We start from the raw sequence: 15,125 nt of genomic DNA, 5'->3' as shown, positions 1-15,125 counted from the left end.
TTAATTCTGTTGCTGTCGCCAATCAATCAAAGCCTCAAGCATGGCTTGATCACTGGCATTATAGGCTTCTATGGTACAAGTGAAACCCAGGGCCGCCGCCTTTTTAGCCACCCGCGCACCAGGCACCACGACTGGCAACTGCAACCATTGCATAGAGGGTTGCTTTTCGATCAGGCTATACCAGTTGTCCAGCGCCTCACCACTGTGTACCGCGACCAGATCATCAGTCTGGCCCCAATCTAAAGCGGCTATCTGTTGCGCTGCCTGCGACGGAAACTGGCGCTCGTAAAGTTCGCAATAATCGACTATTGCACCGCGCTGACTCAACACATCGGCCAACAGAGGACGTCCTCCGCGACCGCGACAGATTAACACTTTTTGGCCCTTTACCGTCTGCAGGTCAGGCAAGGCCAACAGGGCTTCACTGTTCATGGTATTGCCAGCTTCCGAGACAGGAAAACCTTCAGCACGCAAGCTGTTCGCGGTAGCACTACCCACAGCGTAAAAGTTTACGCCCTGGGGTAGCGAGGCCCAGTGGTGTTTAATCCTGCTCGCCGCGTAGGCCACGGCATTTTGGCTTACAAAGATCACATGCTGATAGTAATGCAGATCCTGTATGCGGTGCTCGATCGCCTGTTGTGATTCCACATCAGCTAACGCCACTATGGCCATCAGTGGCACCGCAACGCAGCTGGCACCTTGACTCTGCAACAGTTGTTGCCAGCCTTTAGCCTGAGCCTGCGGCCGGGTGACCAACAAGCGCAGGCCGCCGAGGGGTAACTCAGGCGTTATCGTCGCCATAGACTTCCTGCAGGATTTTGTCGGCGCCGTAACTCAGTAATTGCTCCGCCAGGGCGATGCCCATGGCTTCGCCTTCAGCCGCTACACCGCGAACATCCGCTTCGAGCATTTCTTCCCCATCCGGGCTGCCCACCAAACCACGTAACCACAGGCCATCATCAGCATGAATTGCATAGCAACCAATAGGGACCTGGCAACCACCTTCCAGGCGACGGTTCATGGCACGCTCGGCCAGTACACGCTCGGCCGTTAATGCATGGTGTAAAGGTTTCAACAGCTCGCGGGTTGCCTTATCGTCGACACGACACTCGATACCCACAGCACCTTGGCCACCGGCAGGCAACATATCTTCCGGCGCTATGCGCTCGCGAATGCGCTCTTCCATACCCAGGCGAATTAAACCGGCAGAGGCCAGGATGATGGCATCGTACTCGCCGTCATCGAGCTTTTGCAGACGGGTATTCACATTACCGCGCAAGAATTTGATTTCCAGATCTGGATAGTTGGCCAACAGCTGGCATTGGCGACGCAAACTAGAGGTGCCCACCACACTGCCAGCGGGCAGTTCGGCTAATGAAGCAAAGCGATTGGATACGAAGGCATCACGGGGATCTTCGCGTTCACAAATCACTTCCAGGCCCAGGCCCTCAGGAAACTCCATTGGCACATCTTTCATCGAGTGCACGGCAATATCGGCTTCGCCTTGCAGCAAGGCGTGCTCCAGCTCTTTTACAAACAGCCCCTTGCCGCCGACCTTGGCCAGGGGCACATCGAGGATTTTGTCCCCGCGGCTAACCATAGGCACCAGCTCGACCGTTAACTGTGGGTGGTGTTTTTCGAGTTCGGCTTTAACAAATTCGGCCTGCCACAGTGCCAGGGCACTTTTACGGGTGGCAATACGCAGGGTTTGGCTCATAAATCGATGCCCTTGTTAAATCTTCAGATTCAGGATGGGCGACATGATACCAGACCCGCAGGCACTGTGTGCCCTGCGGCCCCATTCAATCAGGGCAGATTGAACAATTAGGCCATTGCTTGAGCCCGGTGCTTGGATCCAACTAAAGGCGAGAGAGGAACTCGCGTAGGGGGGAGACATGGCGACGACTGACGACAGGCTGATGATCAAGCCCTTTTAAGCGTAAGCGATACTGGCCTTGCGGTGAGCGCTCCATGCCCTCTATCGCCTTTATCGCCACAAGGGCATTGCGGTGTACCCGCACAAAGCGCTCGGGAAATTCCTGCTCCAGTTCCTTTAAGGTGTCATCAATGAGGGTTTCGTTATCGTCATGGTAGACGGTCACGTATTTATGATCGGCCAGGAAGTAATGAATCGCATCCAGAGGAATCAGTTCTACCCCGCGACGTGTGCGGGCACTGATATGTTTACGGCTGTCGGCACTGACGTCACTATCGGCCTGGGCCAGGGCAGCCAGTTGGGCGCGATTGACCTTTTGCGCCTTGTTTAAAGCCGCCTGCAGCTTTTCGTCACTCACGGGCTTTAATAGATAATCCACCGCCTGGGCGCCAAAGGCATCCAGTGCATACTCATCGTAGGCGGTGCAAAAGATAATGGCTGGCGGATCCTCCATGGTGCTGATTTGCTGGGCCAGCTGTAGACCATCCTGGCCGGGCATACGGATATCACAGAGCACCACATCGGGGTCGTGCTCGGCCATTGCCGCCATGGCTTCGGCCGCGTCGGCCGCTTGCGCCACCAGGCGATAGCCTTCCAGGCGCTCCACCATTCTTGCCAGCCGCTGACGTGCCAGCGCCTCATCATCAACTATTAATAAATCCATGCGGTGCCTTATCCGTGCAATGCCTTAAACCAAGCCCTTAAAACTAGCCCCTAAACCAAGGCCTCTACCTACTAGTTTAACCAATGGGTATGTGTATTGTCGTGACATACAACCCACCTTGCTGCGCCAGCGTCAGCCCAGCCTCGCGCCCATAGTATGCCTGCAGACGGTGGCGAATGTTCTCCAGCGCCAGGCGATTGCCCTGCGCCAGCGAAGCTTCAGGCGTTTCAGTACCGGTATCCGGCAAGGGATTTGAAACCTCTATCTTCAGTTGCCTGCCCTGACGGCTGACATCCAATCGCACCAGTCCGCCCTGCGGTAAAGGTTGGATACCGTGGTAGATGGCATTTTCGACAATCGGCTGCAATAACAAGCTGGGGATGGCTATCTCTGCAGAAGCCTGTTCGTCGTGCCACTCCAGCTGCAAGCGCTGCCCCAAACGGATCTGCTCGATCTCCACATAACGGCGGCACAGGGCCAGCTCTTCCGTTAAGGGCACCAGGCCGGGTTCAGCCAAGCTGGCGCGAAACAGGCTGGATAAATCAACGATCATTTTTTCAGCCTTGCCCGGATCTATCTCAATCAAGCTGGCAATCGAATTCATGCTGTTAAATAAAAAATGCGGTCGAATACGCGATTGCAGCGCATCAATACGGGCTTCCAGTTCTGCTTGTTTCTGGTTTGAAAGCTGCTGCTGCAAATACAGGTAGCGCAGGGCAATCCCCGCGATAATGGCTGAAATCAGTACACTGTTGAGTAGTGAGGCCCATTGGATGCCCTGATCCGGGTAAACCATCCACAGACCAACCACACTGCATACCACTGTCACTAACAGCACTAACAGATAACAAATAGCCCCCGCCTGCCAGGCCTGAATTTGACTGAGCCACGGGCGTAACGGACATAGCAATGCAGCGCTGGCCAGCACAATCCACTGAATCAGAAAGGACAGTATCCCCAGGCGCTCCCACTGAAATAGGGCCAGGCCGGTATCCGCCAGTGTCAGCACCACCGCCAGCAGTTCCCCCAGTAACACCAACAAAAACACGGCTTGCAGGCTGCATAGGTTAGGCAGGAAGGCCTGTGATGACCGAATCTGATCGGGCAAGGGTACAACTCCTTTGTACTGTCTATAGGACAACAATAGATAACTAGTGACTGAATGAGGCACAGTATTCATTGCCTGCGGTCCGCTGACAAGTGGCACTCTGTCGCGATGGCCTAGGCCCCAGCCCAGCCGCAAGCTATAATACGCGCCCTCTTTTTACGTATATCCCATTTTACATATCCCGATAAAGGCAATTTGAGTATGAGCCAGGACGACAAGACTAACCAACAATGGGGCGGCCGCTTTTCCGAGCCGACAGACGCATTTGTGCAACGTTTTACCGCCTCGATTCAGTTCGACCAACGCTTGTACCGCCACGACATCCAGGGCTCGATTGCCCATGCGACCATGCTGGAGAAAGCTGGCGTCCTGACTGCCGAGGAAAAAGACAAAATCATCAACGGCCTAAACGAGGTTCAGGCCGATATTGAAGCGGGCAAGATCGAGTGGTCTATCCCGCTGGAAGATGTGCACATGAATGTCGAGTCAGCACTGACCGACAAGATCGGCATTACCGGTAAAAAGCTGCACACCGGCCGCTCTCGTAACGACCAGGTTGCCACCGATATTCGCCTGTGGCTGCGCGATGAAATCGACAGCATCAGCAACGAGATGACCCGCTTGCAAGCAGGCCTGATTGACCTGGCCGCCAACGAAGCCGACACTATTATGCCGGGCTTTACCCACCTGCAAACCGCTCAGCCAGTAACCTTTGGTCACCACCTGCTGGCCTGGAACGAGATGCTGGAACGTGACTTTGGCCGCCTGCAGGATTGTCGCAAACGCCTGAATCAGTCACCCCTGGGTGCCGCGGCACTGGCCGGTACCACCTACCCTATCGATCGCAGCCTGACTGCTGAGTTGCTGGGCTTTGACAAGCCCACCGAAAACTCTCTGGACTCCGTATCCGATCGTGACTTTGCCATCGAATTCTGCGCCTTTGCCAGCCTGCTGTTGACCCATATGTCGCGTATGTCGGAAGAGTTGGTACTGTGGACCTCGGCCCAGTTCGACTTTATTGAACTGCCAGACCGCTTCTGCACCGGCTCCTCGATCATGCCGCAGAAGAAAAACCCCGATGTACCTGAGTTGGTGCGCGGCAAAACCGGCCGCGTTAACGGCCACCTGTTCAGCCTGTTGACCCTGATGAAGTCCCAGCCTCTGGCCTACAACAAGGACAACCAGGAAGACAAAGAGCCACTGTTTGATGCAGTTAATACCGTTTCCGACTGTTTGCGTGCATTTGCCGATATGATCCCGGCCATTCGCTCCAAAAAAGCCAGTATGCTGGAAGCGGCCACTCGCGGCTTCTCAACCGCCACCGATCTGGCCGACTACTTGGTGCGCAAGGGCATTCCTTTCCGTGATTCACACGAAATTGTTGGTAAATCAGTAGCTTACGGCATTGAGCAGGGTAAAGACCTGTCCGAAATGAGCCTCGAAGAACTACAGCAATTCAGTGATACCATCGGCGCCGATGTCTTCGATGTACTGACGCTGGAAGGCTCTGTCGCGGCCCGCAACCATATTGGTGGCACCGCTCCAGATCAGGTCCGCCAGGCCGCTGAGCGCGCCCGCCAGCTGGTTGCCGCACGCTAACTCCCCTTATGAGCAGGCAACGACCGTTGCCTGCTCTGCTTTTCTGCTTCGAATTCCTCTGATCTTCCCCGATCAACCACAAAACGCCAAAAAACCATCGTTGGCACTGAAATCCACACTGGAAATCATGTCAGTCTGAACTAAGCTTAAGTGACGGCCCCGATTTTTAGGTAGGCGGGAATACTGTGGCCGATGAGCTTGGGTAATAACGACCGTTTTTCTTACCCTGCGAAGATGGCCCAATTCAACACAATAAGAAGTCATAGCGAGAGTTATAGCGCATAAATAAAGCAAAGCACGGCAGAGCACTATGGCAAAAAAAGGACGTAGCCCTAAACAACTTGAAGCACGGATCGCCCAACTCGAGCAAGAGCTCGACCAACTGCGACAGCAAGAGCCTGAGCGCAATGAGCTTCTTGCTCCCAATGAAAAACTCTCTCACGCCTTGCTTTCCACCTCCCACTGCGCCTACTTTGAATGGCGCGACTCGTCCCACGAAGTAAATTACAGCCCCAATGGGGTAGAGTTATTAGGTTACAAAACTGGTGAACAAGATTGTAATCAGACCTTCGTCAATTCCCGAATCGATGAAAGGGATAGAGATAAAGTCCTGTCTTTATTTAAGCGCGCAATAGAAACCGGGGAGGCCTATTCCACAGAATGCCGCTTCCTCTGTAAAAACGGTTATTCTCGCTGGTTTTCCCTGCACACTAACGTGCTAAGAAAAAATGCCCAGGGAGGAGCCGCGCATATTATCGGCAGCCTAACCGATATAGATATGATCAAGCGCGAGCAACTGTTTGCCAGCAAACGCGCCGAATCTGGGCAGTGGTTAAGTCGCACCTTGAGGCATCTATTTGAAGACAGCAGCGATGAGGCCATAACCAACACGCTGCAATCTCTGGGAGAAAAGATAAAGGTCGAGCGTATTACGCTACGCATACTCAATCACCTGACCGACAGTTTTTCAATACACAGTATGTGGCAGTCCACCCAATTCCCCCAAATGGGCGCCGAATTCGATCACATCGCGATTCAAAAATTTCCGCTGCTGCAGAAAATTGTCACTGATAATAAAGCCTATGTTTGTGAAGACATTAACACCGAACAACCTGTGGATGCCCCTGTTGTCAAACGCTTAAAGGATACAGGAGTCTGCTCATACGCCATCATCCCCCTGCGCTATCAAGGTAAAACCGATGCGGTATTAACCCTGTCTTGTTATACCCCCAGCAAGCAGTGGCGCGAGCGAGATGTGGAGGGCGCAACCGCCTTAGGCGAAGCATTAAATCATTGTATTCGGCGCCAGGAAATTACCCAAACCCTGAAAGAACGCGATGTGCGTTACAGCTATGCCATGGAAGCCTCGCGAGATGGCATTTGGGATCTATCCCTGCCAGCTGGCCACCTTTATTTAAGCCCCAGCTATCATCGTATGTTGGGCTATGAAGTCGGAGAACTGGAAGAGGATTGGCGGTTTTTTGAAAAACATCTGCTGCATCCCGATGACCTGGACTATGTTCGCAATCTTTACGCGGACGCCCTCAGCCATGGCCAGGATATCGTCACCTGCGAAATTCGTCTCAAACATAAAGCCGGGCATTACCTCTGGGTATATTCCCGGGCCAAGTACTGTGAAAAAAACAGCGACGGTAAATATACCCGCTGTGTTGGCATCAATGTCAATATTACCCAATTTAAAGAAGACCAGGCTGCACTGCGGCAAGCCAAAATCGAAGCCACCTCAGCGAACCAAACCAAAAATGAATTTTTGGCACGCATGAGCCACGAAATCAGAACCCCCATGAATGCCATTATTGGCATGGGGCATTTATTAAAAGACACACTGCTTTCGCAACAACAACTCAGTTACCTAAATAATATTGACGAGTCTGCAGAGGCCTTATTACATATCATCGATGACATTCTCGATTTCTCGAAAATGGAATCGGGTAAATTGATTCTAGAAAACAGCCACTTCGATCTCGATAGCATTTTTGAACAGCTTTCTCACGACGTTAAAGTCAAAGCCGAAGAAAAAACGATCGAACTTATTTTTGATATTGCCCACGACGTGCCACGGTTTATCCGTGGTGACGCCCTGCGAGTCCAGCAAATTCTGTTTAATCTTGTTGATAACGCCATCAAGTTTACCGATAAGAAAGGCGAAGTGACTATTAAAGCCAGAAAACTGGCTGAGGAAAAAGATAGCGTTGAAATTGAATTCGCCATTATCGATAACGGTATAGGCATAGAGCCCGCCCTGCTGAATGGTTTATTTGATCCCTTTACCCAAGTAGACGGCTCCAGCTCCAGGCGCTTTGGCGGTACTGGTTTGGGGCTGACAATTTGCAAATATCTCGCCGACCAAATGGAAGGCGATCTAAATGTTGAAAGCACTCCCCGTAAGGGCAGCTGCTTTACTTTTTCTGCAAAATTTGATCGCAGCCAAATGGGCGAGCGGCCCGTACAAGCCGAGCCGCAACGCTATAACAATTTACGCACACTGATTGTCGACGATCACACATCTGCCCTCGACATACTCCGTAAAACAGCCACGTCATTAAAGCTGATTGTAGACACCTGTGAATCCGCCAAGGAAGCCATAAAGCGCCTTGAACTTGCCGACGAGGACCCTGACGGACGCTACCAACTGATTCTGATGGATTACAATATGCCGGAGATATCAGGCCTTGATGGTGCAGAACTCATCCATCTTAATCGTGACATCCACCATAAACCCAAGGTCATTCTTATTTCCAATTATCGCAAAGGGGAAATTGAAGTTGACCGACCGCTAAATCATATTGATGGATTTATTAGCAAGCCTGTTACCCAGTCACGCTTGTTGGACTCTATTGCGGTAGCCTTTGGGGAATCCTTGTTTGAAGACAGCGTCAACCCGCAAGGCAGTACATTCGAAACCAGTGAGCCGGATACCAATCCACTTGAAGGCATTAATGTACTGCTCGCCGAAGATAATCTGGTAAACCAAAAAGTGGCTGTTGGCATTCTCAAGAAGAAAGGGGTCAATGTCACCATTGCCAATAACGGTAAAGAAGCCGTCGAAACACTCTATTCAACTCCCGCCAATACCTTCGCTGCCATATTGATGGATATGGAAATGCCAGAGATGGATGGTTACCAGGCAACGCGTACTATTCGCCAAGGCCACCACTGCGCCAGCATTCCGATCATTGCCATGACCGCCCATGCGATGCCAGGCGATCGCGAGCGTTGTTTAAGTACCGGTATGGATGATTATATAACCAAGCCTGTTAAACCTCCTCTGTTATATAAAACCCTGGCTGAGTATGTCGGCACAGCTAACCGCAAGATACCGGGCAAACATCATTAGCAGACCTTGAACAGATGGATCGCTCATCATACGAATTAGCCTGTATGAACTATTCTTAAAGTAATTATTACGATTGCTGGTTCATACAAGCAATGAGGATCCCCATGCGTTTGGCGAAGCACTATGGGAAAGCAATATAACCAAGAAGAAGCGCTTACCCATCAGATACAACGACTTATCCTTGAAAATGCACAGCTACGCGAAAAAGAACAGCTGTATAGACAAGGTGAAACTCGCCTGCGCCAGCAAATCAGCGACGACACCCTATTATCACAAGTTGCCACAGGGCTTCTCGCAGCAACCGATTATCAAGCCATTTTAACGGCACTGGAACAATTCACGGGTTATCTGGAATTCGCTCACGCCAAACTTTATCTACGTCTCTCTGATGGCGACGAGTTTTCCTGCCTATCCCACACCCCAGGTAGCAGCAACAGTAAAATTCGCTTGCCGAAAAAAATCTATCAAAACGTCATACAGGGAAAACCCGTATTTACCAACCCCACTGTTCAACACACAGCATCCACTTCGGCACCTCCAAAAGAGCTCATCATTGGTTTTACCCGCAGCGCACAATTAAGCTACCTGTTATGCCTGCAACCTATAGAGCAGGATTACGAAGTCTGTCAGCGACACCATGATCTGGGACGTAGATTTATTCACCAGCTGGTCAATACCCATTTGCGTTTACAACTGGAGGCTGAAAATAAATCCAAAGAACAAGTCCTGAACATGGTTCTCGATGCATCTGCCGATGCCTACTTCGATTGGAACGGTGAAGATGGCACTGTGCATTACAGTGAGCAATTGTGGCGGATGTTGGGTTACCAACCCGGCGAATATATCAACACCCCCCGCAATGCCTTTGAACTAATGCATATTGATGACCGCAACCGTGTCTATAACATGTTTAAAGAATCACTCACGACCGGAAAGGGATACATTACAGAGTTACGGGCAGTTGATAATGAAGGAGAAATTCGCTGGTTACGTGCACGCACAAAAGTGTTTACAAAAGATAAAGATAACCGCTCAACACGCCTTGTAGGATCTCTATCAGACATTACTGTGCTTAAAACCGCTATTCTGGAAAATCAGCGTCAAGCAAAAACACAAACCTGGTTATTGAAAGCTGTCCGGGACCTCTTTAACCAATCTTCATTTCAAGCACTAGAAAATATACTCATCGAACTACAGGATTTTCTTGGCTGCTGTCAAACGGCTTTTATTGCCATAGAAGAACAAACACAAACCATACACTATCTGTACAAAACCAGCGCTGACAGAAAAATCATAAAACCAGAAATAACCATTCCCATTACGGATATTCCTCAACTGAATCTTGAAGATAACAATCAATGCATTCTTAGAGATCGGCAACATCACCCCGCGTTATCTCTGATAACACCCGATAATGATCAAAGCACGTTAATGGTTACACCGCTCAACAATAAAGGCCGCCTGATAGGTTACCTGATTGTGGAACAACACCAACCACGTCAGTGGCTCGAGGATGAGCTACATATTAATCAAATACTTTCCGATTCCCTTGCCATGGTCTGGCTAAAACAAAGTCTACGCAGAGATCTTGTCAGCAGCGAAGAACGCTTCAATCTCGCCATGCAAGCGTCTGCTGATGTAATCTGTGACTGGAATGTAGTTGATGATGAGTTCTATTTAAGCCCCAGTTTATTCTCCATGCTCGGCATCGTGTTTGATCCAGCAAAGAAATACGATACTGAATTTATTCGAAGCATTGTCCATCCAATAGACGCCACAGTATTTTTTGAAAAGTACAATCGTTGGCTAGAAAGCGGTAACGACTACCTCGCCATTGAAGCTCGCTTAAAGCACCATAGTGGCCACAAAATATGGTCTCTCTTGCGCTCCAAAGTGGTTGAGCGAACTAACAGTGGAGAGCCTAAACGTATAGTCTCGGTTATCACTGACATTTCCGACTTTAAACAAGTACAAAGCAACCTGGAAAAATCCCGGCGAGCCGCCGATGTTGCCAATCAGGCGAAAAGTGAATTTTTGGCGCGCATGAGCCATGAAATCCGCACACCTATTAATGCTATCCAGGGACTATCACATTTGTTACTGGACACCGAACTCGACAAGCTACAGGAAGATTATCTTCACGATATCAATAATGCCGCCTCTTCTCTGCTAGGTATTATCAATGATATTTTGGATTTCTCGAAAATTGAGGCCGGCAAACTAAACCTTGATCACCACGAGTTAAACTTAACTTCGCTGGTCAACAAAACCATCAAATGGCTTAGCGTCAGCGCGGAGCAAAAACAGCTACCTATACACCTGAACATAGACCACGATATCCCGCAATGGTTAATGGGCGATTCAACTCGTATCAATCAAATTCTGGTAAATCTGCTGGGCAATGCCATTAAGTTTACAGATACCGGCGAGATCATTGTTGCCATCAATCTTCATTCGATTATCAAGGATACTGCGACCATTATTATTTCTATCACCGACACAGGTATAGGCATTGATGAAAAACTCGCGCGCAATCTCTTTGATCCCTTCTCACAAGCCGATGGCTCTTCATCACGAAAGTACGGCGGTACCGGACTGGGCCTGGCCATCTGCCATCAGCTCGCCCACAACATGGGCGGTGAATTAACCTTTAGCAGTTCTTTGGGGGAAGGGTCGTCCTTTACCCTAAAACTCCCCCTGCGCATAATCGCCGAACCTACGAGTGATCGCCTTGCTGTGTCTGGCACAGCAAAACAGGATGCACTGCCGGCCCTACATGTGCTGTTAGTGGAAGATAATCTGGTCAATCAGAAAGTGGCGCAGGGGATGCTCAAGAAACTCCATGCCACTGCTGTCACAGCCAATAACGGTATAGAAGCACTGGAGCTGTTGGCCCAGACAGCGACAGAAGGCCGTAAAATGTTTGACCTTATTCTTATGGATATCGAAATGCCTGAGCTGGATGGCTATAACACCACACGCCAGATCCGTGCTGGAGCCATAGCACCAGACCTCCCTATTATTGCCATGACAGCCCATGCCATGAGCGGTGACCGGGAGAAATGCCTGGTCGCCGGTATGGATGACTATATAACCAAGCCCATCAATCTAGCAGCTTTAGAAACTGCGTTACGCGCCGCTATTGTTCTATAATAAACATGACTCAAGCGCTATAGCCCTTTAGGTTCCAGCTTCTTTTAAGATCCACACGATAACGATCATATGCAACATCATAAAATACATAATGAGCATATTGATCAAGGCTTAGACCGTAAAAGCCTAACGGTTCTAAAAAAACGCTTTCTCAGCATCAACCAACAACGTTTAGAGCGCACACTTGATGCACTGCTAGAGCGCCAGCAACTCTTTCTGGACGTGTTACCGCTGCTGTTTCATGTTAACCACCCCGCCTTACCCGGTTATATTTCCAACGATACCCCTGCCGGTATCAGCGGCTTTACGCCCGACAAGCAAATCCTGAAAAATATCCAGCGGGTATCTCGTAGTTTTCGTTACCAAGCCATAACTAAAAGCCGACGCAATATCCACGCTCTGTTTATGATGGGCAGCATCGGTACCGTCGGCCATACCAGTGGCAGCGACCTGGATATCTGGCTCTGCCATCGGCCAGGCCTGGGCGAAAAAGCGTTGTTTGAGTTGCAGCAAAAAGCCAAGCAGATTTCTGATTGGGCAGCAGACCAGGGGCTTGAAGTTCACTTTTTTCTCATGGATGCCGAGCGTTTCCGTTCCGGTGAAAGCTCTCCGCTGTCGAGTGAATCCAGCGGCAGTGCCCAACACAAACTCTTGCTCGATGAATTCTATCGCACAGCAGTATACCTCGCTGGCCGCATTCCGCTGTGGTGGTTTGTGCCCGCCGCCTGCGAAAAACATTATGCTGACTATGCCCATACACTACTCAGCAAGCGTTTTATTCGCGCAGCCGATGTTATCGACTTTGGTGGCACTGCCGATACTCCCGCCGATGAATTTGTCAGCGCGGGTATTTGGCACCTGTATAAAGGTATTGAATCGCCCTATAAATCCGTACTGAAACTTTTGTTGTTGGAGGTGTATGCCAGTGAAGCGCCCGACGGCCCAACCCTGGCACAGTCATTCAAGCAAACTATTTATGACGGCCATCTCGATATAAATCAGCTCGATCCTTACCTAATGGTCTATCTGCGTATTGAGCGATACCTTTTACAAGCCAGCCAGTTGCGTCGTCTGGATTTGGTACGCCGCTGTTTTTACTTTAAAGTCAATAAACCTCTAACCCGTGCATTAACCGGGCAAAAAAAATCCTGGCAACGCCGGTTGCTCGAAAGCTTGGTGATCAATTGGCGCTGGCATAAAGACCAGCTGCAATTTATCGACCGACGACGTTTTTGGAAAGCGCCGCAAGTCATTGCCGAAAGGCAATTACTGGTCAATGAGCTTCTTAATAGCTACCGTTTTTTGGCAGATTTTTATCGGCAAACTCATAACATCTCGCCCCGCCTGAATAAAGAATTGGTCATACTGGGGCGTAAGCTCTATGCAGCCTTTGAGCGAACGGCAGGCAAGGTCGAATGGATTAACCCGTCGATTTCACCGGACCTGGGTGAAGAGGCATTAACTTTTCGCGAACTCAGTCAAACGGAAGACAGCAATCACAGCTGGAAACTTTATGCTCAGGCTGGTGAGCACAAGCCGCTAGATCCTTACTGCTTGCTAAAAAGTTCTCGTCATGTCGCTGAACTGATCATTTGGAGTTATTGCAACAGCATTCTCGATTCCAGAACCTATTGCACCATTGAACCCCTTAACGGCCCCACTATCCCGTTACCCGCGCTGCTGCATGCATTACGACAATGGCTGACACTGCCCCTGGCCAATGTCGAACACCGCAATTTTTCTCAGAAACCCTTTCCGGTTTCCGTATTATTGGTGGTAAACCTGTACCAACAACCTGCGGAGGAAATCAACCTCACCACTATTGAACGCAATCCTCATATCGATGCGTTTAACTATGGCCCTGACAAAAAGAATCTCATTGAAGACATTAGCCTTGCCGTACACAATTCCTGGAATGAGGTTATCGTGCACAGCTACGAGAAGCGCAGTTTATTAAATGCCCTACTCGAGTATCTGCGTGCTTCCAGTAACTGCAGCCACGCGTCTCTGCCACGACTGATTATCCATTGCCGCGAGTCACACTACCAGAACCTTATCCAACAGCGTTTGCACCGCTTTTTCCAGCAATTAACCGCATGCTTTTACAGTGGCTTGCAGCAAGCCAATACCCAGTTTATCTTCAGCCTGGGCGGTGAGTTTGCCAGTGTTCAATTTCACAACAAGCAGCCAAACATACAAACCTGGAAAAACTACCCGCAGTTATTGCAATCACTGGCCAAACCTTACGATAGCTTAACCTCAATCGTGCTCGACCATGACACGCTAGCCAATCACCCACTGCATGCCATAACCCAGCTGCCCCTTACCGAAGCGGTGCAGGTTTTTTATTTACAGCAGCACGATAAGGTTGATATTTATATCTTTGATGAACGCAACAGCCTGACCAGTTATCGTCAAACCTTCGAGAACCGGCTAGCCCTGTTGCGGCCCCTGCACCGCTTTATTCGCAGCGTGCTTGAGCGCCAGAGCCTGACGAATAATGATTCACTGGAAACCTTTGGCGTCTATCCGGTTGAGTTCTATGAACTACAGCAAGATGATAATCGAGGTTATCACTGTCAGCGACAACCCATCACCAAGGATATTAGCAGCCTGTCATTCTTTAACGTACAGGCTATCGCCGATATCGATGATCACGGTGAGATAAGCTATTCGATTTACTGTGGTCAACAGGCCTTCCATGCTTTGGAGCAAGGGGAAGATATTTTTGTGCGGGTAGCGAAATATATTCTAAGCCATCGCCAGGGTAAGGAACGTTATCCCTGTTACATAACTGACCTGGATCTAAGTCAGGCACAAATGGCACTCGAGCAAAAAAATGGTATTCAGATCAGCCACTATTTGAAAATAAAACAACAATTAGAAGCCAAGCTAAACCACGCATTAACCATTGTTTAGGCTTTTACAACAGCCATGAGCAAACACGCCCAGGCGACAATAAAACACAAACCACCCATAGGGGTAATGGGGCCCAGCCAGCGGGGACCGCCCAGCGCCAATAAATACAAACTGCCGCTGAACATCAAAATGCCGGCCAAAAGTAAACCGCCACTGGTTTTTAACCACATATTCAGCGGATACTTTTCTAACAGTAGAGCAACAGCCAGTAGCGCCAAGGTGTGATAGAAATGATACTGCACACCGGTTTGGTAGGCGCTAAACAATTCTGCACTCAACTTATCCCGCAAGCCATGTGCACCAAAAGCCCCCAGTATCACCGCCAACATGCCACTGGCAGCCGCTAAAGATAAATACAGTTTTACCATGACTTTCGCTTTGCTCCTCT

The 15,125-nt window shown here is 49.8% G+C and carries 9 protein-coding genes; 4 read left to right on the top strand and 5 right to left on the bottom strand.

Annotated features, from left to right (window positions below; translation table 11 throughout):
* The 4 genes from ACGHZ6_RS00365 to ACGHZ6_RS00350 form a co-directional block, all read right to left on the bottom strand.
* Window positions 1-801, bottom strand: coding sequence for a uroporphyrinogen-III synthase (locus ACGHZ6_RS00365; RefSeq protein WP_390616775.1), 801 nt, complete (start codon window positions 799-801; stop codon window positions 1-3).
* Window positions 782-1,717: a hydroxymethylbilane synthase gene (gene hemC, locus ACGHZ6_RS00360; protein ID WP_390616774.1), complete on the bottom strand. Its 936-nt coding sequence runs from the start codon at window positions 1,715-1,717 to the stop codon at window positions 782-784. The genes ACGHZ6_RS00365 and hemC overlap by 20 nt, the downstream gene beginning before the upstream one ends.
* A 142-nt stretch (window positions 1,718-1,859) precedes the next feature.
* The gene (locus ACGHZ6_RS00355; protein ID WP_390616773.1) at window positions 1,860-2,600 is read right to left on the bottom strand and encodes a LytR/AlgR family response regulator transcription factor; all 741 of its coding nucleotides are present in this window, start codon (window positions 2,598-2,600) and stop codon (window positions 1,860-1,862) included.
* A 76-nt stretch (window positions 2,601-2,676) separates the two neighbouring features.
* On the bottom strand, window positions 2,677-3,708 hold the full coding sequence (locus tag ACGHZ6_RS00350) for a sensor histidine kinase (protein ID WP_390616772.1): 1,032 nt from the start codon (window positions 3,706-3,708) through the stop codon (window positions 2,677-2,679).
* A gap of 201 nt (window positions 3,709-3,909) precedes the next feature.
* Here ACGHZ6_RS00350 and argH point away from each other — a divergent pair, with 201 nt between their 5' ends.
* The 4 genes from argH (at window position 3,910) to ACGHZ6_RS00330 (ending at window position 14,737) form a co-directional block, all read left to right on the top strand.
* Window positions 3,910-5,307, top strand: a complete 1,398-nt coding sequence (gene argH, locus ACGHZ6_RS00345; protein WP_390616771.1) for an argininosuccinate lyase — start codon at window positions 3,910-3,912, stop codon at window positions 5,305-5,307.
* Between the two features lie 310 nt (window positions 5,308-5,617).
* Window positions 5,618-8,665 carry a response regulator gene (locus ACGHZ6_RS00340; protein WP_390616770.1) on the top strand — a complete coding sequence of 1,016 codons (3,048 nt, stop codon included), beginning with the start codon at window positions 5,618-5,620 and terminating at the stop codon, window positions 8,663-8,665.
* 123 nt (window positions 8,666-8,788) lie between these two features.
* Window positions 8,789-11,818 carry an ATP-binding protein gene (locus ACGHZ6_RS00335; protein WP_390616769.1) on the top strand — a complete coding sequence of 1,010 codons (3,030 nt, stop codon included), beginning with the start codon at window positions 8,789-8,791 and terminating at the stop codon, window positions 11,816-11,818.
* A 69-nt stretch (window positions 11,819-11,887) separates the two neighbouring features.
* Window positions 11,888-14,737, top strand: coding sequence for a class I adenylate cyclase (locus ACGHZ6_RS00330; protein WP_390616768.1), 2,850 nt, complete (start codon window positions 11,888-11,890; stop codon window positions 14,735-14,737).
* Here ACGHZ6_RS00330 and ACGHZ6_RS00325 read toward each other — a convergent pair.
* A complete protein-coding gene (locus ACGHZ6_RS00325) occupies window positions 14,734-15,105 on the bottom strand; it encodes a DUF423 domain-containing protein (protein ID WP_390616767.1) in 372 nt (123 codons plus the stop codon). The two genes, ACGHZ6_RS00330 and ACGHZ6_RS00325, sit on opposite strands and share 4 nt — an antisense overlap.
* Window positions 15,106-15,125 lie beyond the last annotated feature (20 nt).

The sequence above is a fragment of the Maricurvus nonylphenolicus genome, assembly GCF_042854845.1.
GTDB lineage: Bacteria > Pseudomonadota > Gammaproteobacteria > Pseudomonadales > Cellvibrionaceae > Maricurvus > Maricurvus nonylphenolicus.
The sequence above is the reverse complement of the archived record's forward strand: the minus strand, read 5'-3'. Positions and strand labels throughout refer to the sequence as shown.

Bases quoted from the DNA above. Each gene is read 5' to 3' on its own strand.
- ACGHZ6_RS00325 (WP_390616767.1), bottom strand. From the start codon at position 15,105: ATGGTAAAACTGTATTTATCTTTAGCGGCTGCCAGTGGCATGTTGGCG.
- ACGHZ6_RS00335 (WP_390616769.1), top strand. From the start codon at position 8,789: ATGGGAAAGCAATATAACCAAGAAGAAGCGCTTACCCATCAGATACAA.
- ACGHZ6_RS00355 (WP_390616773.1), bottom strand. From the start codon at position 2,600: ATGGATTTATTAATAGTTGATGATGAGGCGCTGGCACGTCAGCGGCTG.
- hemC (WP_390616774.1), bottom strand. From the start codon at position 1,717: ATGAGCCAAACCCTGCGTATTGCCACCCGTAAAAGTGCCCTGGCACTG.
- ACGHZ6_RS00365 (WP_390616775.1), bottom strand. From the start codon at position 801: ATGGCGACGATAACGCCTGAGTTACCCCTCGGCGGCCTGCGCTTGTTG.
- ACGHZ6_RS00330 (WP_390616768.1), top strand. From the start codon at position 11,888: ATGCAACATCATAAAATACATAATGAGCATATTGATCAAGGCTTAGAC.
- argH (WP_390616771.1), top strand. From the start codon at position 3,910: ATGAGCCAGGACGACAAGACTAACCAACAATGGGGCGGCCGCTTTTCC.
- ACGHZ6_RS00340 (WP_390616770.1), top strand. From the start codon at position 5,618: ATGGCAAAAAAAGGACGTAGCCCTAAACAACTTGAAGCACGGATCGCC.